Raw genomic sequence first — 19,152 nt, 5'->3', positions numbered from 1 at the left:
TGCCGCCGACGCGTTGTGCCGAGTCGGTTTATATTTGGCGGTCCCGCGTCGGTATCTTCGGGGCCGCTCTTCCAGCCGGCGGCGAAGCCGATGCTCCCCATCAAGCCGCAGCACTCGCACAAGGGTTACACCGCTACATGACCGATCTATCCGCTTATTCGATCACGAAGAAATGGCCTGCCGAGCATCCGGACCGGATTCAGCTCTATTCGCTGCCCACGCCCAATGGCGTGAAGGTGTCGATCATGCTCGAAGAGACGGGCTTGCCGTACGAACCGCATCTCGTGCGCTTCGATACGAACGATCAGATGACGCCGGAGTTTCTGTCGCTCAATCCGAACAACAAGATTCCGGCGATCATCGATCCGCATGGGCCGGACGGCAAACCGCTGTCGTTGTTCGAGTCCGGTGCGATCCTGATCTATCTCGCGGACAAAAGCGGCAAGTTTATTCCGCAGGATGCCGCCGGCCGCTATGAAGCGATCCAGTGGCTGATGTTCCAGATGGGCGGCATTGGGCCGATGTTCGGCCAGGTGGGTTTCTTCCACAAGTTCGCCGGCAAGGAATACGAAGACAAGCGTCCACGCGATCGATACATCGCCGAATCGAAAAGACTGCTCGGCGTGCTGGATCAGCAACTTGAGGGGCGCGAATGGCTTCTCGGCGATACGTACTCGATCGCCGATATCGCCACCTTCCCTTGGGTGCGCAATCTGGTCGGCTTCTATGACGCGGGTGATCTCGTCGGAATTCAGGATTTCCCGAACGTGACGCGCGCGCTGGCTGCATTCGTCGCGCGGCCCGCCGTGGCGAAGGGGTTGGACATTCCGAAGCGTCCGTCGTAATCGACGCGTACGGCCATGGCCGGGCGGGGGGTCGGCCTCCGGCCGTGGTTTGTGGCGGCCACGCGCGGATTGCGCGGGCCGTTGGCGGTTTCTCGTGGTGTTCTGCTCGCGCTCGCCTCGCGCCGTCTGCATCACCGTCCCCGATAATGGTCGGCCATGGGGGCGACGAAAGCCCGTACCTTGGGCGCCACATATCGCGTCTGCGGAGACAGCGCGTAGTAATGGCGCCTCCCGAGCGTCAATAACAACACCGTGTTGCTGGCGACCAGCAAAGGTAGCGCGGGCACGCAGGATGCTGCGAAGTGTTCGGTTCCACATGCGGTTCTTCCCTGGTGCTGGTCGGACAGCGATCGAATCCATGGTGGGAGACGCATCGCAACAACGGCGCGTGCAAGACAAAGCCTGTGTGAGGCTGGCACAGATCGCAGTCATTGCTCGTGCCGAACGTACTCACCGGGCGGCTGAACCATCGCAGCTTCAGCTTTACCGTCACGTTCAAAAAATCATTGAATGTCACTATCCGCGTAGCGGAATTTTTCGCCGCGCGCCCCGGAATGGGCCAATGAATCAACCTCAGCATCTTCGGATTGCCGGCCTCGACGGTCTACGCGCACTGTCGGTCATCGCGGTCTTTCTCGCGCATACCGGCCTGGCGGGTGTGGTGGGGGGCGGATATGTCGGCGTCGATGTTTTTTTTGTGTTGAGCGGCTACCTCATCACCAGTTTGCTCGTAGCGGAGCATTCGCGCACCGGCCGGATCGATTTGCCCGCCTTTTATTGGCGGCGTGCCCGGCGTCTTTACCCGGCTTTATCGCTGATGCTTGTGGGCGTCACAGCCTATTGTCTGATATTCCCCGTTTCTCTTAGAGTCGGCTGGGAAGTGTTGCCAGCTTTCTTCTATGTGATGAATTGGGTGCGTGCGCTCGGTATCTACGACGCCCATCTCACGGGGCATGCATGGACATTGGCAGTCGAGGAGCAGTTTTACCTGATTTGGCCGCTGATTCTGCTCGGCGTGTTGAAACTTTGGCCACGTCGCGTCTCGATCGGGATTGCGCTTCTGGTGCTTACGGTGATCGGCTGGCGCTCGTATCTGATGTCGCTCGATCTTCCCATGGCCCGCATCTATTGTGGCTTTGATACCCATTCCGACGGCCTTCTGATCGGCGCCTTGCTGGCGACGGCGCCTCGCCGATGGGCATACTGCGCCGGGAAGTTGTGGCCCGCTGCCGCCGCGTATCTAGCTTTTGTGATGTTCAGCGAAACCGGCATTGAGTTTTCGCTGCGGGCGGTGGGATACCCCCTGACGTCATTGGCCGCGGCATTGATCATCGCGAAGGTCGTCACGCAGCAGCGCTCCGCTTTGGTGCGGGCGCTCAATGTCGGGCCGCTGGCGGGATTCGGCCGCGTTTCGTACGGGTTTTACCTCTGGCATTACGTCGTCCTGCAGTCGATGCTCTACGGCGGGTACGAAACCATGGGCGCATTTTTTGGCGAGTTTTCTCATCCGAGAATTGCCATGGTGTCCATCACATTCGTGATATCAACCGCACTGACCCTATTCTCATGGTTCGTGATCGAAAAACCGGCCATGCGTTTGCGGCTCCCATGGCGGCGCAGCGCGGCGAGGGCTCGCGCGGGGGGCATGGAGGCGCGATGACCGGCGTGCCGCGTCGTTGGCCTCTGAAAGTCGAGCACTACGCTTGAATTGTTTAGTTTTTATGTGCGCGAGGAGTGATTGTTTTAGCCGCCGGTCGTGCAAGGCATGGTAAGTTGCACAATTGCCGGCCCCCCAATGCCGAGAGGTGATTCATGAATTTGGTTACGACGCTTCGCCGCGGGCATCTTCTGAAACACATCGATCTGTCGGGTGTCGGTCTGGAAATCGGGCCGTACGATCAGCCGACCGTCTTCAAGTCAGAAGCAGACGTTCGGTATCTGGACTGGAAAGATAAAGCGCAGTTAGTTCAGGAGTGCACACATCCTGACATGATTGTCGACATACCGGATATCGATTATGTGGTGCATTCGAATCGGTACCGTGACTATATCAACGATAAGTTCGACTACATTATCGCGAATCATGTCATGGAGCATGCGCCGAACATGATTCAATGGCTGTCCGATCTGTGCGACATGATGCAGCCTGGCGGAATTCTGTTTCTCGCATTGCCGGACAAGAAGTTCAGTTTCGACAAATACCGGCAGGATACGGCGCTTAGCCATTTCGTGGCCGAGTATCTGGCAGGTGTCGAGGAAATTCCGCGCGAACATCAAATCGAATGCGAGATCTACTATGACGAAGCATTCGTGAGCAAGCCGATGCATGTGGGGGATAAGCTGGACATGAACCGCATCAAGGAGAAGCTCAAGGCACCTCCGCATGTCGGTATTCACAGCCATGTTTTCGAAAGCGGCACGATCGTGTCCAAGGTTCTCAAGCCTATCCTCATGATGGGTTTCGTCGAATTCAATCTCGTCGACTTTGTGCCTGCGCGAGCGGAGACCGGGGGCGAGATGATCATTGTTCTTCGCAAAGAACCGCCTTGCGTGGAACTGGCCACGGAAGAGTTCTACAGTGCTCCGGCGGACACGACGCATACGTCGAAACCGGATGCGGCGGTGGACGCGGCGGAGCGCCTTGCCGAGGCCGAGAAAGCCCTCGCGGAAATGCGGGCGAAACTGGCATTGATGCAGGAAGAGATCGCGTCGAGGACTTCGACGATCAGGGCGCTGGAGTCGTCCACCTCCTGGCGAATCACTGCACCGTTGCGCGCTGCGGTGACAAAGCTTCGAGGGCTCGGTTCGGGCGGGCGGAACATCTCGTATTGAAGGCTCGCGTCGAGGCTGTCGCTCGACCGTCGAGTGAAGACATTCTGGATCGACGGTTGCCGTGCGCTCCCCGCAGTATGATCCGATCGTCAGTGCAAATCCGCGGGGTTGCCGCCCATCGCTCGATATAGATCGCGGACAAATTCTTCGCTGATGACGTCCCATTCCGGCGAGGCATACAGAACGTCCTCGGGATTCTTCTTGCCTTGCGCGTGGCGCAGGGTGCGCACGGTCAATTCGAGGGCCATTGCCTCTTCATAGAGAGGGTGGCCGGGGCGGAGGCGATCGTCGTTGTCCATGCCTGATTTTCGGCAGCCGCCGAACAAACTTTAGATCTAGATGCGGCCTTGCAGTTGGCGTTCCGGGGCTGCATAAAGCGTGTCCGGTCGAGAGCCTCGGGCGGCCATGCTTGCGGCTGGCCATCGCCCAAACCTGGCCGAGTCGGCACGAACAGCCGGCCCATCGGTCCCTCAGAAGGACGTTCGAATGCCGACGCGTGCCACGGTTTGATTCTGCGACGACGATTCCGCCAGATTACCGACGTCAGCAAAGACGTCCCGCCCGGACGCTTTGTCGTACACCGTCTGCGCGTAAAGATCGGTTCGTTTCGAAAGCCGGTAATCCGCCATCAACCCGAATTCGTTGCGGTGCGGATTGTTGCGTCCCGTCGACCAGGCGATCGACTCTTTCGTGTACGTGTACATCGCGCCGACATACCACGCTGCACTGATGCCTAACCTGGCGTTGACTTCGAAGTTGTCGAATTTCAACGTGCTGACGGGAATGGTTGGCCGATCAACGAGGTCTGTGTGCGTGTAAACCGCGCCAAGCGTCGCAGCCCCGATCGCATAGTTCACTCCTGCGCCGGCGACCCGCTCCTTCACCGACAGGTACGGCGATCCCGAGACGGCGCCGACGGTACTGGAACTCGCGTTGTCGATATTCATGAAAGCCGCTGCAACCGACAGTGGCCCGTTCTGATACTTCGTGCCGATGCTCCAGGCGCGATTGTCCGCGAACGCGCCTGCCTGATTGCTGAAGCCGTACAAGCCGCCGATCTGAAATCCGGCGTAGTTGGCGCTCGTGTACTTCACCGAGTTGTCGATGCGGAACGTCTCGTCGATGTTGTCGTTGTCGAATGGGTGCGCGAAGAGCGTGCCGCCCCAACTACCCGTGGCGCTCAACGGCGCGACATAGTCCACTACAGAATCGTATTGCCGACCGACCGTCAACGAACCCTTGTCATCGGAAGCCATGCCGAGATAGGCCTGCCGGCCGAATAGTTGCCCGTTCGGCAGCGCACTGCCGTTGTTCAGGCTGAATCCGTTTTCGAGTTGAAAGATTGCGCTGAGACCGCCGCCGAGATCTTCCTTTCCTTTCAGACCCCATCGGTTTCCCAGTTGCTGGGTGCCGCTGACTAGCGCGTAATCCGAATGGCCGCCGAGGTTGCTGATGTATTCGAAGCTCTCATCAATCGATCCGTAGAGAGTCACACTGCTTTGCGCATGGGCCATACCTGCGGTGAAACCCAATGCGGTGGAAAGGATTAGCGAGCCTTTTATTCTCATTACGATCCCCGAGTTTGTATCGGCAGTGGGCTGCCGATTCTGATTGTCGGAGCGCATTCTACTTGGGGAGTCTTTCGGCGAGATTGCGACGATCGCCCCGAACTCACGGGTGTTTCGGGCGGCGCTTTGCGTGTGCATGAAGACGGCTGTCAAACCAGCCGCCTCGCGTTCGTCTAAGTCCGATAGGCACGCATGTCGTCGACGATCGGGACAACGGCAAGCGTAAGAAGGACGATCGCAAGCGGAATAGTGGACACAAACCCCAAATGCCTGAAACCGACTGCGCCGGCAATGCCGCCACCCAGGAACGACAGAAGCAAAGATCCGAGAAGCCCCAGTTTCTGTCGATCCCCTCGCACCGCATTGACGGCTGCACCACCGACATTCCAATAAAACAGCTTGCCGAGTTCAATGCCAATATCCGTCACCAAACCGGTGACGTGCGTCGTCCGGATCTCCGCCCTCGAAATTTTTGTGATCATGGCGTTCTGCAGGCCCATTACGTAGCAGAGAAGACAGACCGTAGCCGGGACGAACAATACGCGATGCTTTTCCAGATTCGAGCCGAGTAAACCGAAGAGCAGAAGCAGTGACGCCTCGAGCATCAATGGCACTGCGAATTGGCTATGCAAGTGCTTGCGGTGCCCCCAGTTGATCAGGATCGCCGATGTGGCCGCCCCGACAAGAAAAGACAATAAGGAACTCAGGCCGGCCACTACGACATCGATCTGGCCGAGCGCGAGGTTATCGGCCAGCGACGACACGATGCCGGACATATGGGACGTGTATTGACCCACCGCAAGGAATCCGCCGGCGTTGGCCGCCCCGGCGACGAACGCGAGCGAACGCCCCAAGCGACGATTTGTTGCGTCGCTGCGTTCTGGCTTGGTGAAACTGCGAAGGTAATTGATGGGCATGCGATTACCCTCGGTATCGGCGATGTGGCCCAGACATGTTGCGCAGGAGTTAGCAGATGCTATCACGGAACGAAACGGATTCTCCCGGCCTGGCCCAAGCCGGCCCTCTGTTGAACTGACGGCCGCGGTATGGAAATGGATTCGAATGACCACAACGCGTGCACCTTTCTGCTGTACGAGAGCGAATTTGACGCGGGCGTCTTTTTTGCTGCGTACTCCGCTGGCGGCCTTTGTTTACCTATTCGAACGGCGGTGGAGATTCCGGGTTACCATGAAAGCGACATACTCGCTCAAGGTCGGCCCTCTAGCCCAATTTCCCCGGACACTATCCGATCTGGCTGCCGACGGGGACCGCAATTGACAAGCGGGTGCCCGTCAGGCTCTTCTCGCTGGAGCATGGAGAGTTCCGGATCTGAATGCGCCACACCAGATCCGGTACTTCGGTTCGGCAACTGGCATGCACCCGTGCAGGAGGCACCATGCTTCACACATTTCTCGCAAACAACCGCGAGGCGCTGATCTCCCGATGCAGGATCAAAGTGGCGCACCGTCCTACGCGCGACGCGTCCGTGCAGCAACTGGAAAACGGCGTGCCGCTGTTTCTCGGACAGCTCATCAACACTTTGCGCATTGAGCAATCCGATCGCCCAGCGGACAGCGTCGTGGTGTCGGGCTCGGCAGGCGGGAACGCCGGTCGCTCGGAGATTGGCGAAGCTGCGGCTCAGCACGGTCACGAACTGCTACGGTTGGGGTATACGGTCGATCAGGTTGTCCACGATTACGGAGATCTATGTCAGGCCATTACCGACCTGGCTCATGAGCGCGATGCCTCCTTTTCGATTGACGAATTCCGCACGTTGAACCGCTGCCTGGACAATGCAATCGCTGATGCCGTTACTGAGTTCAGTTATCAGCGGGATTTCAATCTGGCTACTGAGTTTGCCCGCGAGGAAGGCGAGCGCATTGGCTCCTTTGCCCATGAGCTTCGCAATTTCCTCCATACGGCGAATCTTGCATTTGCCGCCGCAAAAGCCGGAAATCTGCCTTTGTTCGGTGCGACTGGCGCGGTGCTGGAAAGGAGCCTCGCGGGCTTGGGCAAACTCATCGACCATTCGATCGAAGACGCTCGCATCCCCGCTGGCGACAGCGCCAAATGGACGCTGTTTTCGCTGTCGGACTTCATCAATGAAACGAAGCACGCGGCAAATCTGGCCGCGCAACTACGCGGATGCGGCTTTGTGGTGACATCGGTCGATCCCCATCTCGCGGTCAGCGGCAACCGGGACCTCCTGTATTCGGCGCTCGGTAACCTCTTGCAGAACGCCTTCAAATTCACCCGACCCAACACCGAGGTCACGCTGAACGCCTATGCGGTCGCCGACAAGATTCTCATCGAGGTTAAGGATTATGGCGGCGGCCTCCCGGCTGGCAAGGCAGAAGCCATGTTTCTGCCATTTACCCAGTTCGGAACGGACAAATCCGGGCTTGGGCTCGGCCTGTCGATCGCACGCCGAAGCGTCGAATTGAACGATGGCATTCTGAGCGTGCGCGACATTCCGGGCGTCGGATGCGTATTCACGATTACGCTTGCGCGGCACGCGTTGATGAAGAAATAGGCCGGGACTCTTCGATAACAGACGTTCACCGACGGAACCCCCGTGACGCTTCCTCGGGCGGTTGTGGTTGGATGCGCGCGCACGCTGGGATGGCGTGAATGGCGATTGCCGCGTTGAGGGGCGTTCCGCTAGTACAGGGCTGCTTCAGCATCTCAGCGATGGCAGACGCAGTGGCTGCCGGCTTCGAGGGCAGCGTCACGGTGACTTGCTTCACGGCGCTTGTGCGGGCAGCGAGGCGTGGCCTGCGCCCGTTCATTCGACCGCAATATGCCGATCGCCACGCGCGTGAGAGTGTCTGACGACGGCGGCTGTCGGCGCCCAGCACGCGGCCTTGCATCTCCCTTCAGCATCATTAGGCAGACAGTGCTCGCGCAGGGCCTCACGCTGGGCTTTTTCATATCTGCGCCGTGGCCAACGCGCGCAGGCCGCTGTTCTGTATGATATTCAGCGCGACGTCCTTCATTTGTCGGAGATGCCATGCAGCCGATCAAATTGCGTGTGCCGCGCGAAGAAGCCGGCGATCTCCCTGACGACCTGACAGCTTGGGCGAGTGTTTCTGGCATCGATCCGAGTATGACGATCGTCAATGAACCTGGCGCGGCGACGCATACCAGCTCGCCGGTTGTGTACCTCGTTTATGTCAGCGAAAGCTTCTTCGAGCAGTTTCCCAAGTGGCGGATGTATATCGAACAATAGTGGGTCACCGTCGATGCGCCGGGGGCGCGATCGACCGCTGTACGATGGGTGCCGACTCAGTGCCGGTTGTCAGCGCTCACCGAAACATCGTACGAAATCCCTGGTTATATTCGTCGACAGGTGTCTGTAACATAACCGCGTCAGCGCCCCGAACGCGGCGTGTGTTTAAGCCGCAGCGTTGCCTGCGGTTTTTTTGTCAGCTTCTTTGAGCCGGGATGGTTGTTTCGCTGGCGGTTGAGTTCGGGGCATGGCGGTTGCGCATGCTAGTTACATGCGCGCACTATCGCGTCAGGAGGGTGATCATGGCTTGCCAATCCTATGCTCCGTATCGCGGCTTCAAAATCGACGTTCAGGTCACGACCGGGAAGACGTTGTGTCTGCACAATGTCGGGCGCCGGTACAGGGTGTCGTGGGCTATCAGCTCGTCTAGTTTACCGGCACAAAAGGTTGCAAGTTTTCCAGAGCAATTGGAATTCATCTCTGAGCAGGATGCGTTCAGATACGCCGAGAAACGAGCGCACACGTTTATCGACTGCATGCACTCGGGGAACTCCACCATTCACTCCCTTCGTGATGGTGCGGGCGGTCGCGAGGGCGTGCCTCGTCCGTAAAGAATGGTGGCTGGGGTGATGCCCGCTTGGCCCGCACCGCCCAGCGCGGCATTGCATCCATCGGCTTGTGGTGAGTGGACGATTCGCCTTGGCAGGCGCGTGCGTCGTCAAAAGTTCGCACCTTCATGATTCGTCGAGAGGGACGTCGAACTGGCTTCCGCAGCTAGCGCATGCCACGGGTTCGACGTTGCCCCGAGTCGGCAATGCGGCAAGCGGCTGTTCTTTGCCCGCGAGAAAGCAGACGGGGCAGGGGAACGCCTCGTGCGATCGCAGACGGTGCCAGCGGTCGACGAATCGCTGGATCTCCATCGGCGGGGCGTCGATTGCGTCTAGATGATCCAGCAAGACGTGGAAAAGGGGGGCATTGTGCATGTCGCCTCCGTGGGCGGTATGCGACTATGTTACCCAGACGCGCACGAGAACGTGAGTTCCGCCTCCTGCGGCGTCCATCCTCGGACGCCGTGCGTCTGCATGTCGACCTGATGCATTTGCTTGCCTTGGTGAGTGCAGTACTCGTCGGCACGCTTCAGGCTTGACGCTTTCACTTCGCCCCAGGGCGTCATGCCGCCGCGGACTTGGGTCGTGACGGTGTAGCGCCCATCACCCGCGGGTGTGACCTCCGAGATGGTCGTGCACGCAGCGAGCACGATCAGTACCGCCACAGCTATTTTTGTTCTCATTGAGCCCCCGAATTTTCGGCAATTCTGCTGGCACCTGCGCCGAACTGCAAGGCCCTTTCGGATGACGCCGTTCACGCTTTCAGACAATTGCCTTCGGACTCAAGCCGGTCCCACTTCTGGCCGCCTTAAGCGGCGCGGGCGAGTCTGTTCGGGTTCTCGCCGTCTTCAACGACAGTCGACTGCTTTCAACACATGCCTCATCTTCGAGCCAGACGCCAACGCGCTTCGACTTGACTTCGGATGGCCGACTTGATGGAGTCACGTGTGGCATCGACAAGTGAGACAAACATCACATCCGGCGCGCCATCAGTCTCGGTAATTCGTGATGCCAAAGTATCGCGTAAAGGACAGATAGAACTACTAGCGGAAGGAGCGTGTAGAAGACCTGGGCAATGCCCACGCGGCAGATTTGCCGGAGAGTTCGAGTGTGGAAGAATTCATGGACGGCAGATCGACGCCAGTCCGTGATATTGGCATTAGAGCGCCCCTTTCAGGTAGACGCCGAATGATGCGAGTTTCTCTTTTCCGTCGAAGCGGCACTTCATGCGCCATTAGCGCTAACCGTTGGGCATCACTTGGAGATAGGGTCCCTTGTGATCGGCGAGGCGACACGGCTGTTCGGCCGGCTTGGCCTTGCGGACTTAAAGCTCGCTCAGATGTGCGATTTGTTTGGGCATGATATTGAGGGTATTGAATCTCTGGATATTCGGCGAAATCCCCACCGATACCCCCAACGAATCTGGCTTGCGTTGGGCAAACGTAGGCAATGATGGCAGCAAAAAGCCCCGCAGCGCAAGGCATACGGGGCTTTTCTAGGCGAACTTGGATGTTGCTGGGAAGCTAGTTGGTCCCCTGACAGAACTCATACTCCATGTCTGGTAGGGCATTGCTGGCGGATTTTGATTTTCTATGCCCCCACTAGTGCCCCTAAAAACCATCTCCTGAGGAAATACGGGTGCGATTTCTGATATTGCAGAGATGCATCTTCTCGCTGATTGCTTGCGGCCGCACTGGCTAAAATTTGTTTACTTCGCTGCGTCGACCACAACACGGGCGCCGGCAGTGGTCTTGGTCGCCAATGCCTGATCCACGTCAAGTTGGATCTCGTAGTCTGCCCTCACGCGAGCCAAAATGAGAGGCATCAAACTTTTTCCTAAGGCACGAGATACCAGATACCGCTTGTTTTTTTGACTTATCTGAGGATTCAGCAACTGCGATATGAGCTGCTGATGACGGCCACTGGCATTCCCGACGGTACCCGGCGTCGATAAATTATTATGGAAGGCATTCGCGGCATTGAATGCTGCGTAGTATGCACGGCTGCAAACTGACCGATATTGTGTCTCATCGCTGGCGCTGGGTAGCAACGCTTCCGCGCAAACCATCAATTCTTCCGGAGTGGAACTCATGCCGCCGCTGCCTCGAAAACGACCTCGAAACCGGGTGTCGGCTCGATGCCGGCTTGATCCTCGGCTTCTGACAATTCCATGTTCATCTCAAATGCTTCGCGCGCACTAACTGGCACGCTAAACAGATAAGTCACTCCCTCGAAGACGCCTGGTAAAGAGGTGACCATCGGCTCGATGCGCGGGCGGATCTTGTGACGAACGAGAATGTTCCCGGCCACGTCCAAATGACGTGCAATCATCGCGTCGTCAATGCCTGCCTGCTGTAACAGCGCAACTGCCCGCCGGAATTCTTCAGCCATTTCTTCGCTGCCATCCCATTCGATGCCCATTTCGCGCGCCCTCCCGGCAAACTGAGCCGCTTGGAAGATTGCCCCGGCAACATAGCCGTCTCGGATCATCATCGTAAAATTCCCGCCTTCTGGCGAGCCTACTTGACTGTACACCTGCTGAGACTCACTAAACAATCCGAGATTCAAGCGGTTAACCATTAGGTTCAAATGGTTACTTTCTGAAATGCCAAGGGCTAAACTCTTTTGGAAAGCACTTTCCATGCCCTCGCGGTCGCAACACAGCGACTGCAATATGCCAGTCAGTTCCCAGCCTGAGCGAGCATCGACCTTAAACACGTCGTCCACTTCCCTCCTCAAGACTCGCCACTCGCGGCTCTCGGCGCTCAAGCTCGAAACGTCAGTGAAGTAGGGGGATGACAGCTGCAGGTCGTTGATGCGCTGAATAATTCCAACGGTCTTTTCCCGTGGCTTAGCTTGCATGTTGCCTTCGTGTCTTAGCGCGGCCATTGCCGCCTAGGTATTTTTTACCTTCTTCGTACAACCACCCGTTCATGGCACGAGCGTACCATGGCTTTGTGTTCCTGACATTGTGGCCAAGCGCACACTCTAAGTTATCGGTAGTTGTACGGAAAAATTTAGACTGCGTCCGCGGCGCAGTCTAACAACACTCTTGTCGCCTTCAGCGTTCGTGATCGGAAGGATTCGGATCTTACGACAAGATGCGTTTTGAGAAAAACCTGTTATTTTACGCGGAACCATGAGCCGGAGTCAACCATCAAACGAGTCGCGCATACATCGTAGATACCGCAAACCACTGGCGACTCATAGCCGAGCATCCAACCGTCGCGACATAGTGGCACCAACGAACGCTCCCTCGTCAGCCCAAACGCCGCCCTAACCTGCGGCGCTAGGTCGGCCGCTATCTGTCCGAGCGAGACGCGGTCTTGCCAATCTAAGCGTGCGCCGTTTGCGTTGCACCAGATGCGTCCTGATTCAACCAGGTGATCGGTGCGCAGCCATTCGCCAGTGCGAGCCATCGTTGCCAAGCCAGTGTCCTATCCGGCGCGACGGTAGTCGAAATTACGGTAATGGTCGCCGGTCGCCCCCCACGTTGACGCTGATTTCAAGCCGGTTGATGTCGGCTCATTATCTGTGTTCGAGATATATTCTGCGGATTTTTACGGATGTTCACGCGAGTCTGCTTGGACGACGACTCCCGCGATCGAGACGAACACTTTCTTTGTGGCGGGGTCGTAGCCGCACACGTATAGTGTTTCACAGTCAAGTGACAGAATTTGATGTTGGTCTAATAATCCGCGAAGCTTGGAGATAATTTCAATCGTCTCAGCGGTGTCCCATTGCAGATTTTCTCCGGGTTTTAGTAGTCTCTTGAGATTTCCTTTATGCAAAACGTCGCCGCATTTTCCATAGAGTCGGATGAGCTCGTCTCGCGAAAAAAATCCGGACTTCAGTGGTTCGAGGTGGATTTTCCGGGGACCCGGCACCGACGGATCGGTAAGTAATTTCTGTCGCACTGGACGAGGGTAAAAGTTCGTATGTATTTTTCCCAGTTCGGCCATGATGACATCGGCTTTCCAAGCCTTTTGCAACCTACCTTCGCGCGTCGCCGGTATGTCTCCGTGCATGACAAGGCAACCGGAGGCGACTAGTTCGCAGATCATGCGGATTTGAAGAAAGCAAAACTCCCGCGTCAGCATGGGTGAGAGGGGAAGCTTTCCACTGAGCGCATCTTCGATGCTACTGAGCCTAATTTGGATTTCTTCCAGCAAATGGGTATAGAGTTTCGCGGCTTGCTCACGCTGTTTTGTTTTTGCTTTGTTATTCAAAACTACGATTCCTTGCGTACCAATGCCAAAAGAACAGACCGCGAGATGGCGAGTGCGGTCGGCCCACTCCGTAAGCGCTATGCGACATGTTACCCGGAGGTGCACGAGAACGTCAGTTCAGCCTCCTGCGGAGTCCATCCGCGGACCCCATGCGTCTGCATGTCGACCTGATGCATCTGCTTGCCTTGGTGAGTGCAGTACTCGTCGGCACGCTTCAGGCTTGACGCTTTCACCTCGCCCCATGGTGTCATGCCGCCGCGGACTTGGGTCGTGACGGTGTAATGCCCGTCGCCGGCCGGCGTGACTTCGGAAATGGTCGTGCATGCGGCGAGCGTGGTCAGTGCTGCCAAAGCGAGAATTGTTTTCATTGTGGTCCCCCGTTGAAGGCCGCATTTTGCCGCTGTGGGGTGCTGGCCGCAAGCGCGCGCTATCATCGGCGTTCGTGAACGTTTCTCGGAGCAACTGCGCTGATGAAAATCCGACTTGATAAGTGGCTAGAAAAGGAATTCGACCCGCCGCCCAAAATTCGCACGGCGCGGCTGTGGATCAAGGCCGGCAAGATCTATCCGCCGCCAGTGAAGGTTGGGCGGTCGTGCTACGTCGAAGACAACGCCACATTTGCAGATTCGACGATCCGGCCGCGGCTCGTGGATCGGATTCCAGGCTAACCAAAGGACGCGATTGAATGGATGACGACCTCCGAGTAGCGATTCGCGCGGTCCAGCTCTACGCGGAGCGCCACCCGCGTCCCTCTCAGGTTAACCAGAAACAGGCCGCCGAGATGCTGGGCGTTAGCGCGCGTACCGTGCATAACATGTTGAAGGCCGGAATATTCCGGCTCAACCGATGCGGCATGATTCCGATCGAGCAGATAGACCGCGCTTTGCAACCGGTCTAGGGCAACTCAAGCGATGACATACAAGCTTCTCTCCCCCGAGGATCTTCTGTCGATCACTGGCGCGAAGCGATACTCGCTGCAGGCGAAATGGTTCGAAGAGAACTTCCGCATCAAGGTCGTCTGTCGTGCGGACGGATCGATCGTGCTGACTCAAGAGGTCTTCGAAGCGCTACTGGCGAAACGCTTAGGGCTTGCTCCAAAAGCTACAACACCATCAGAGGTTGAACGACCATTGCTCCGGTCAGAAAGGCTCCGCAGATTGGAGGAAAGATGAGGCGCAGGGTCTTAAGAACAGACGCTTCCGGTCGAGACGAGTCGGCGTGGAACGGCGTCGTCTGGAAGATGAAGTTACGATTTGATGGCTTACTTAGCGGCAAAATTTCGGGCTATCCCGCGTGGGAAGAGTTCTTTCCGGCAGAGGCCGGATCCGGGGAGCGCCGAGCTGACGCGGCGAAGGCAATCAGATGTACCCGAGCTACGTATGAACGAGGTTTGCAGATAGCGAACGAGATTTGCCGCTGTGTGGAGGGCGCCGGGTTCGATGTTGCCATGGGGCGTCACTGCACCCACATTGCCCTGCGAAAAGACGGCGCAGAGTCAGCATTACGCGTTATTGAGCCGTGCTTCCGTGCCGACACCGATCTCGTCTCGAAAGAAGATCGAGCGTCTGTTTACACTCATGGGCTTGTCGGTACTGGCTGGCTGGAAGTGCTTGTCAATGAGCATTCGACCAGTAAGCCGGTGTTCAAGGAGAAAGCGGGTATTGATCTAGCTGAGAGTCTTCCGGAAATCCTTGCGGAAATTGAACGACGCCACGCCGGCATAGTTGCCGCGGTAGAAAAGGTAAACAGGACTGAGCTGGCGGTCGAGCGCGCGCGCGCTGAGCGAAAAGTTGCCGACCAGCGGCTCGCGGAAGACCGGAAGCGGCGCGATGCATTGATCGCGTGTGCTCAACAGTGGCACACCAGCCAAATGATCAGGATCTACGCGGTTGCGATGGCCGGCCAGGTTACTGAAGGACGAGTGTCTGCGGACGTATACGCAAAATGGCGTGCATGGGCTCTTGGCGTCGCTGGGGAACTGGAGCGCGATGCGGCCGTCGTCGCTCAATTCAGCTGAGGTCAGTCAGTACCTTCCTATCGACCGCCGAAATCTCTGCACGAGTGGGTCGACATATTCGGCATCGGGCTTCACATAGTAAGAGCGTCCGATCTTTACTGGCATGGGATAAATTTTCCCCGCCCTAATCCAGCTTCGAATCGTGCGCACCGGCGGAGCGTAATCGCCGAAAGTTTCCTCTGCCCAGACCGCGATAGGAATCAGTTTGGGGCGGCGCTTTGCCGATTCTGGTAGAACTGGCACAGAAAGCTCTCGTTCACGCGGAGCCTTAGTGCGCGTTTCGTCCACCGCGTCCATAAGTTTCTGGTTTCCTTCTTCAATGCCGAGGCGCACGCGTTCGATGAACGGAAGTTTCCGGCGCTCCTTCTGCTCGTCTAGCCATTCCAAATACTTGGTGATGTTCAGTTCAAACTGGGCATCACCAACTTTCCGGAAGTGGTGATCGCGCCGGATCCGGCCGTTGCGCATCTGGCTTTTGATTATTCTCAGACTGCGGTTCATTACCGCTGCCGCCTCCTCAAGCGGTAGCCAACGGTCAACCTTGTTGTCGGCCATCCTAGCCTCCTACGTGACAATTTGGGCATGCTACAACATCCGTATTGTCCGAACGGAGGATGACGATGAGTACGGTTGGTAAGAAGCGCATCAGCGCAAAGGAGTCCGCCGAATTCCTTGGCGTGCCGTACGCGACGATAAGTAGAATTGATAGGCAAGGTGAGATCATCAAGCGCTACAGGCTTGGCCACAAGACGCACGTCTATGATCTTGAGTCGCTGGAGGCATTTCTTGATGCCAAACTGGTTAAGCCGATTCCACTTCCGCCAGCGCAGCCACGCTCCCGACGATCTGACGTTGCGGTTAAGGTGCCGGGTGAGCAGAAGGAGTCGTTGCGAGATTTTTTGAGAAGGAGCGTGGAGGAGGCCCGCGAACGCGAGCGCCTGTCGGAAAAGAAATAGCGTTTACAAATTCGCACTTGACGAACTCATGCTGGATAACTAACCTTTACATATCGCTGAGACAACAGCGATCGGGTTTGGCGACCTGATGTTTCTAGGCGGACGAACCGCCTCTAGGCGGTATTTTTTCGTCCGTAGTATCATCGCGTACCCAGTTTATGGGTGGGCCTTGATGGGGATGCGCTCGCGCGCATGCCGGTTTCCTAGAACGCCGGTTCGCCAACCTCGTCAAGTGCCTGCCCACCTCATTTGGCGATGAGAGGCAGGCTCCTACCAGTTCTAGGAGTGCCAATCATGCCGCAAATCCATCAGACCCAGTCCGGGCAAAGTAACGAAGTACAAGAACTCAAGGATAAGATCGAGCAAGCGATTGTCTGCTTGAACGCTGCGCTCTACGTCCTGCTGCAACGTACCGACACGGAAAAACGGAAGGCTTCCGAAGCGGAGGTCGGCCATGACCACGCTTGATTCCGCTGCTCGTCCCGAGCAAAGCAAACAACAACCGATTAATCTCGCATCGCTTCCGCTCGACGAAGCGCTTCAGCGCGCATACGTTGCCGGCGAGAAAATCCTCATCGACACTGACGCGATCGCCGCGGTGTCTCAAGACCTGTGGACCAACTGGATGAACGCGAACGTTCCGAATGCATGCGGGCAGTCGGAAGATGAGTACGGGGCTCTCCTCAACTTGATGATGACCCACTTCTTCCATGGGCTAACTGAGGGCGTGAAGCGTATCGCCGAGGACGCCCGCACGATGGAGCGGGTGGAGAGAGATCTCAGTGACCACTCCCGATGGGCCTGGAAGGTCTATAACGTTCTCGCCTTCATGTCCGAAGCGATCGACGACGACCGGCAGGGAGAACTACCGGTGCGTTGCACCGTGGTTGATCTGCGCCAGGATGTGGAGAAACTGGCGACGGATCTGATGGACCTCGTGTGGAGGGCGCGCCATGGCTGATATCCATATCCTACCGGTCCAGCGCAAGCGCGGGCGTCGCCGTACCAACCCGGTTGCTGGCGCCGCCACCGCCTCGATCTTGAATTTCGACGCCGGTAACCGGCTTGAAACACCTGAACAGAGGCTCGCAAGAATCGACGAAGCTATGAACAGGATGGCGCGCGCTCTGCTCACCGCAGTGAGGGTGACCCGCGAGGTAGCGAAGATCGCTAATCCGGATTCTTCGTTGGCGGAGTAAACTTTTGCAACCGCGCCTAGCTCGACGGGGCGAAAGCAGGGCTCCCTTACCCTGTTGGCGCGGTTCACTATCAAGGGCACGCGAGAGCGCAGTGTCAGAGCAACGGCGTCTACAGGCGGTTAATCGTGCAGAAAGAGCGATAGCTTTCACCGCCGCCGTTCTCGGCCAACATTCGCAGCCAATTGACGGTTGCTGAAATTAGTTTCACCATCAATTCACTTTCTCGCCCCCGGTGAGAATGCGTCTAAAGCCAAGATGGCGCGGGCGATTTCTCCGCGAAGTCGCTGCAGATGTTCCGGTGTCGCATTCATCTGCTCGGCATTCTGCAAGGCTTCCTTGAGCACCTCGATCGTCTGCTGGAACATCGTCAAGATCCAATCACGACTATTCCGATTTTCCTCACGGTCTAACTGCATCGTTTGTGTGAGCTGCTCAATCACCCGATGAAGATGAACTAGATCCGAACTCTTTGCGAGTCGATCAATGATTTCTGCGTTCATCGACCGGCCGGCATTTTCGGCGCTTACGGATATGTCGGCATGTAGATGCCTTGGCAACCGCAATGCTGTCTTGATGTACTCGTCCTGAATAGCCACTTTCCCTCCGTGCCGCCAATTTGCCTCCAAAATGAAGTTGCCTTCAATTTGGAGGCGCTTTATACTCGGCCTTATGCCTTCGATATGAAGGCACTATAGCGGCAAGTAGGTGAGTTTGGTAGCAAAATTAGGTTGGGCAGTCAGGGATTTCCCGGATAAACCATGGCGGACTGCCTCTGCGAGTGGCCATTTTAGGGGGGTGTATGGGATCGAGTCGCTGCAAGAGTGGGGACGCGGGAGTGTCTCTTCCGATGATCGGATTGTCAAAATGGTCGCAGATTGCGCCGTTCTTGCCGGTAGGCCGTGAGACTTGGCGGAAGCTGTGCCTCGCCGGCAAGGCACCGCGCCCGATCCGCCTTTCGGAGAAGTGCACGGTCTATAAAAACGAAGAAATTCACAAATATCTCCAAAGTCCCCTGGATTACGTTGCCAATCCCGAAGTTGAATCAGTTGCCTGAGGCTCGCCATGACGATTGCCCACGCTCGTGTGCGCGCGCCGTTCGCCGAAGCGCTTCACAACGTCAAATTGCTGCGTCTGAATTTTGGCATGCTCGTGCTGCACGCGACGCAAACCGCCTTGTTCCTCGTCGTGCCGCGCATTCTCAAAGTCGGCGGCCTGCCGGTCGCGTCGCACTGGAAAGTGTATTTGCCGGTCATGGGCCTCTCGTTCGTGATGATGGTGCCGGCGATCATTGCCACGGAAAAGCGCGGCAAAATGAAAATCGTGCTGCTGTCGGCGATCGCTCTTATCCTGATCGGACAGTTGTTAAAGGGCGTCGCGCCACATACGATTCTGAGCGTGGTGGTGATCCTTTTTGTGTACTTCCTCGGCTTCAATATTCCCGAAGCTTCGCGGCCTTCGCTGGTGTCGAAACTGGCGCCCGGAACCGCAAGGGCGCGGCCGCGGGCGTGTACAACACCACCCAGTCGATCGGTCTTGCGCTGGGCGGCGTGGTCGGTGGCTGGTTGCTGAAGGCGGATGGCCAGAGCGCCGTATTCTTCACTTGTTCGGGGCTCGTCTTTTGCTGGCTTATACTCGTCAGCAAGAAAATATTCGATCACTGATCACCACA

General features: G+C 57.2%; 24 protein-coding genes and 1 pseudogene. 15 read left to right on the top strand and 10 right to left on the bottom strand.

The features are described from left to right. The first annotated feature begins 137 nt into the window (after positions 1-137). From CJU94_RS19710 to CJU94_RS19700, 3 genes are all read left to right on the top strand, one after another. A complete protein-coding gene (locus CJU94_RS19710; protein ID WP_095420131.1) occupies positions 138-845 on the top strand; it encodes a glutathione S-transferase N-terminal domain-containing protein in 708 nt (235 codons plus the stop codon). Between the two features lie 562 nt (positions 846-1,407). After that, entirely contained in the window at positions 1,408-2,505 is a 1,098-nt protein-coding gene (locus CJU94_RS19705) for an acyltransferase family protein (protein ID WP_157763784.1), read from the top strand. Between the two features lie 152 nt (positions 2,506-2,657). Beyond that, entirely contained in the window at positions 2,658-3,677 is a 1,020-nt protein-coding gene (locus CJU94_RS19700) for a class I SAM-dependent methyltransferase (protein ID WP_095420129.1), read from the top strand. Between the two features lie 89 nt (positions 3,678-3,766). On the opposite strand, the gene CJU94_RS19695 is transcribed toward CJU94_RS19700, so the two are convergent. The 3 genes from CJU94_RS19695 to CJU94_RS19685 form a co-directional block, all read right to left on the bottom strand. Continuing rightward, the gene (locus CJU94_RS19695; protein WP_091796186.1) at positions 3,767-3,976 is read right to left on the bottom strand and encodes a hypothetical protein; all 210 of its coding nucleotides are present in this window, start codon (positions 3,974-3,976) and stop codon (positions 3,767-3,769) included. A gap of 171 nt (positions 3,977-4,147) precedes the next feature. Beyond that, entirely contained in the window at positions 4,148-5,245 is a 1,098-nt protein-coding gene (locus CJU94_RS19690) for a porin (RefSeq protein WP_095420128.1), read from the bottom strand. Positions 5,246-5,418: 173 nt separating this feature from the next. Next, on the bottom strand, positions 5,419-6,162 hold the full coding sequence (locus CJU94_RS19685; RefSeq protein WP_095420127.1) for a YoaK family protein: 744 nt from the start codon (positions 6,160-6,162) through the stop codon (positions 5,419-5,421). A 479-nt stretch (positions 6,163-6,641) separates the two neighbouring features. On the opposite strand from CJU94_RS19685, the gene CJU94_RS19680 reads away from it, so the two are divergent. Both CJU94_RS19680 and CJU94_RS19670 read left to right on the top strand, forming a co-directional pair. Next, on the top strand, positions 6,642-7,778 hold the full coding sequence (locus tag CJU94_RS19680; protein ID WP_095420126.1) for a sensor histidine kinase: 1,137 nt from the start codon (positions 6,642-6,644) through the stop codon (positions 7,776-7,778). Positions 7,779-8,255: 477 nt separating this feature from the next. Then, entirely contained in the window at positions 8,256-8,474 is a 219-nt protein-coding gene (locus CJU94_RS19670) for a hypothetical protein (protein WP_095420124.1), read from the top strand. Positions 8,475-9,486: 1,012 nt separating this feature from the next. Here CJU94_RS19670 and CJU94_RS19655 read toward each other — a convergent pair. The 5 genes from CJU94_RS19655 to CJU94_RS19640 all read right to left on the bottom strand — a co-directional run bounded on the left by CJU94_RS19655 (position 9,487) and on the right by CJU94_RS19640 (position 13,679). Next, positions 9,487-9,765 carry a hypothetical protein gene (locus CJU94_RS19655; RefSeq protein ID WP_095420122.1) on the bottom strand — a complete coding sequence of 93 codons (279 nt, stop codon included), beginning with the start codon at positions 9,763-9,765 and terminating at the stop codon, positions 9,487-9,489. Positions 9,766-10,790: 1,025 nt separating this feature from the next. Further along, positions 10,791-11,174, bottom strand: coding sequence for a hypothetical protein (locus tag CJU94_RS40945; protein WP_157763783.1), 384 nt, complete (start codon positions 11,172-11,174; stop codon positions 10,791-10,793). Continuing rightward, positions 11,171-11,944: a hypothetical protein gene (locus tag CJU94_RS19650; protein WP_095420121.1), complete on the bottom strand. Its 774-nt coding sequence runs from the start codon at positions 11,942-11,944 to the stop codon at positions 11,171-11,173. Before CJU94_RS19650 ends, CJU94_RS40945 begins: the two co-directional genes overlap by 4 nt. Before the next feature lie 698 nt (positions 11,945-12,642). Further along, positions 12,643-13,311 carry a hypothetical protein gene (locus CJU94_RS19645; RefSeq protein ID WP_095420120.1) on the bottom strand — a complete coding sequence of 223 codons (669 nt, stop codon included), beginning with the start codon at positions 13,309-13,311 and terminating at the stop codon, positions 12,643-12,645. A gap of 89 nt (positions 13,312-13,400) precedes the next feature. Beyond that, on the bottom strand, positions 13,401-13,679 hold the full coding sequence (locus CJU94_RS19640) for a hypothetical protein (RefSeq protein ID WP_095420119.1): 279 nt from the start codon (positions 13,677-13,679) through the stop codon (positions 13,401-13,403). Between the two features lie 102 nt (positions 13,680-13,781). Between CJU94_RS19640 and CJU94_RS19635 the strand changes: the two genes are divergently transcribed. From CJU94_RS19635 to CJU94_RS19620, 4 genes are all read left to right on the top strand, one after another. Further along, positions 13,782-13,979, top strand: a complete 198-nt coding sequence (locus tag CJU94_RS19635) for an excisionase (protein WP_095420118.1) — start codon at positions 13,782-13,784, stop codon at positions 13,977-13,979. A 17-nt stretch (positions 13,980-13,996) separates the two neighbouring features. After that, the gene (locus tag CJU94_RS19630; protein WP_095420117.1) at positions 13,997-14,209 is read left to right on the top strand and encodes a helix-turn-helix domain-containing protein; all 213 of its coding nucleotides are present in this window, start codon (positions 13,997-13,999) and stop codon (positions 14,207-14,209) included. Between the two features lie 13 nt (positions 14,210-14,222). Next, positions 14,223-14,483 (top strand): DUF4224 domain-containing protein, encoded by a 261-nt coding sequence (locus CJU94_RS19625; protein ID WP_095420116.1) that lies wholly within the window; start codon positions 14,223-14,225, stop codon positions 14,481-14,483. A gap of 68 nt (positions 14,484-14,551) precedes the next feature. Then, entirely contained in the window at positions 14,552-15,328 is a 777-nt protein-coding gene (locus tag CJU94_RS19620) for a hypothetical protein (protein ID WP_157763782.1), read from the top strand. A gap of 6 nt (positions 15,329-15,334) precedes the next feature. On the opposite strand, the gene CJU94_RS41825 is transcribed toward CJU94_RS19620, so the two are convergent. Continuing rightward, the gene (locus CJU94_RS41825) at positions 15,335-15,883 is read right to left on the bottom strand and encodes an excisionase (RefSeq protein ID WP_244220884.1); all 549 of its coding nucleotides are present in this window, start codon (positions 15,881-15,883) and stop codon (positions 15,335-15,337) included. 65 nt (positions 15,884-15,948) lie between these two features. Here CJU94_RS41825 and CJU94_RS19610 point away from each other — a divergent pair, with 65 nt between their 5' ends. From CJU94_RS19610 to CJU94_RS19600, 4 genes are all read left to right on the top strand, one after another. Next, positions 15,949-16,284, top strand: a complete 336-nt coding sequence (locus CJU94_RS19610; RefSeq protein WP_095420114.1) for a helix-turn-helix transcriptional regulator — start codon at positions 15,949-15,951, stop codon at positions 16,282-16,284. Positions 16,285-16,578: 294 nt separating this feature from the next. Next, positions 16,579-16,752 carry a hypothetical protein gene (locus CJU94_RS40940; protein ID WP_157763781.1) on the top strand — a complete coding sequence of 58 codons (174 nt, stop codon included), beginning with the start codon at positions 16,579-16,581 and terminating at the stop codon, positions 16,750-16,752. Then, on the top strand, positions 16,739-17,245 hold the full coding sequence (locus tag CJU94_RS19605) for a hypothetical protein (RefSeq protein ID WP_095420113.1): 507 nt from the start codon (positions 16,739-16,741) through the stop codon (positions 17,243-17,245). The genes CJU94_RS40940 and CJU94_RS19605 overlap by 14 nt, the downstream gene beginning before the upstream one ends. Next, positions 17,238-17,483, top strand: coding sequence for a hypothetical protein (locus tag CJU94_RS19600; protein WP_095420112.1), 246 nt, complete (start codon positions 17,238-17,240; stop codon positions 17,481-17,483). Before CJU94_RS19605 ends, CJU94_RS19600 begins: the two co-directional genes overlap by 8 nt. Before the next feature lie 215 nt (positions 17,484-17,698). Here the strand turns inward: CJU94_RS19600 and CJU94_RS19595 are convergent, their stop codons facing one another. Continuing rightward, positions 17,699-18,079 (bottom strand): Arc family DNA-binding protein, encoded by a 381-nt coding sequence (locus CJU94_RS19595; protein ID WP_208645336.1) that lies wholly within the window; start codon positions 18,077-18,079, stop codon positions 17,699-17,701. A gap of 251 nt (positions 18,080-18,330) precedes the next feature. Between CJU94_RS19595 and CJU94_RS19590 the strand changes: the two genes are divergently transcribed. Then, the gene (locus CJU94_RS19590) at positions 18,331-18,537 is read left to right on the top strand and encodes a helix-turn-helix transcriptional regulator (protein ID WP_244220883.1); all 207 of its coding nucleotides are present in this window, start codon (positions 18,331-18,333) and stop codon (positions 18,535-18,537) included. Between the two features lie 29 nt (positions 18,538-18,566). Next, a pseudogene (locus CJU94_RS19585) lies at positions 18,567-19,144 on the top strand (MFS transporter); the annotation flags it as partial. Positions 19,145-19,152: the final 8 nt, after the last annotated feature.

It is taken from the genome of Paraburkholderia aromaticivorans, from assembly GCF_002278075.1.
Taxonomy (GTDB): domain Bacteria; phylum Pseudomonadota; class Gammaproteobacteria; order Burkholderiales; family Burkholderiaceae; genus Paraburkholderia; species Paraburkholderia aromaticivorans.
The sequence above is the reverse complement of the archived record's forward strand: the minus strand, read 5'-3'. Positions and strand labels throughout refer to the sequence as shown.

Coding starts and splice junctions, on each gene's coding strand:
- CJU94_RS41825 (WP_244220884.1), bottom strand. CDS start 15,883: ATGGCCGACAACAAGGTTGACCGTTGGCTACCGCTTGAGGAGGCGGCA.
- CJU94_RS19685 (WP_095420127.1), bottom strand. CDS start 6,162: ATGCCCATCAATTACCTTCGCAGTTTCACCAAGCCAGAACGCAGCGAC.
- CJU94_RS19620 (WP_157763782.1), top strand. CDS start 14,552: ATGAAGTTACGATTTGATGGCTTACTTAGCGGCAAAATTTCGGGCTAT.
- CJU94_RS19625 (WP_095420116.1), top strand. CDS start 14,223: ATGACATACAAGCTTCTCTCCCCCGAGGATCTTCTGTCGATCACTGGC.
- CJU94_RS19590 (WP_244220883.1), top strand. CDS start 18,331: ATGATCGGATTGTCAAAATGGTCGCAGATTGCGCCGTTCTTGCCGGTA.
- CJU94_RS19640 (WP_095420119.1), bottom strand. CDS start 13,679: ATGAAAACAATTCTCGCTTTGGCAGCACTGACCACGCTCGCCGCATGC.
- CJU94_RS40945 (WP_157763783.1), bottom strand. CDS start 11,174: ATGAGTTCCACTCCGGAAGAATTGATGGTTTGCGCGGAAGCGTTGCTA.
- CJU94_RS19690 (WP_095420128.1), bottom strand. CDS start 5,245: ATGAGAATAAAAGGCTCGCTAATCCTTTCCACCGCATTGGGTTTCACC.
- CJU94_RS19680 (WP_095420126.1), top strand. CDS start 6,642: ATGCTTCACACATTTCTCGCAAACAACCGCGAGGCGCTGATCTCCCGA.
- CJU94_RS19655 (WP_095420122.1), bottom strand. CDS start 9,765: ATGAGAACAAAAATAGCTGTGGCGGTACTGATCGTGCTCGCTGCGTGC.
- CJU94_RS40940 (WP_157763781.1), top strand. CDS start 16,579: ATGCCGCAAATCCATCAGACCCAGTCCGGGCAAAGTAACGAAGTACAA.
- CJU94_RS19670 (WP_095420124.1), top strand. CDS start 8,256: ATGCAGCCGATCAAATTGCGTGTGCCGCGCGAAGAAGCCGGCGATCTC.
- CJU94_RS19610 (WP_095420114.1), top strand. CDS start 15,949: ATGAGTACGGTTGGTAAGAAGCGCATCAGCGCAAAGGAGTCCGCCGAA.
- CJU94_RS19605 (WP_095420113.1), top strand. CDS start 16,739: ATGACCACGCTTGATTCCGCTGCTCGTCCCGAGCAAAGCAAACAACAA.
- CJU94_RS19600 (WP_095420112.1), top strand. CDS start 17,238: ATGGCTGATATCCATATCCTACCGGTCCAGCGCAAGCGCGGGCGTCGC.
- CJU94_RS19705 (WP_157763784.1), top strand. CDS start 1,408: ATGAATCAACCTCAGCATCTTCGGATTGCCGGCCTCGACGGTCTACGC.
- CJU94_RS19650 (WP_095420121.1), bottom strand. CDS start 11,944: ATGCAAGCTAAGCCACGGGAAAAGACCGTTGGAATTATTCAGCGCATC.
- CJU94_RS19710 (WP_095420131.1), top strand. CDS start 138: ATGACCGATCTATCCGCTTATTCGATCACGAAGAAATGGCCTGCCGAG.
- CJU94_RS19635 (WP_095420118.1), top strand. CDS start 13,782: ATGAAAATCCGACTTGATAAGTGGCTAGAAAAGGAATTCGACCCGCCG.
- CJU94_RS19630 (WP_095420117.1), top strand. CDS start 13,997: ATGGATGACGACCTCCGAGTAGCGATTCGCGCGGTCCAGCTCTACGCG.
- CJU94_RS19700 (WP_095420129.1), top strand. CDS start 2,658: ATGAATTTGGTTACGACGCTTCGCCGCGGGCATCTTCTGAAACACATC.
- CJU94_RS19695 (WP_091796186.1), bottom strand. CDS start 3,976: ATGGACAACGACGATCGCCTCCGCCCCGGCCACCCTCTCTATGAAGAG.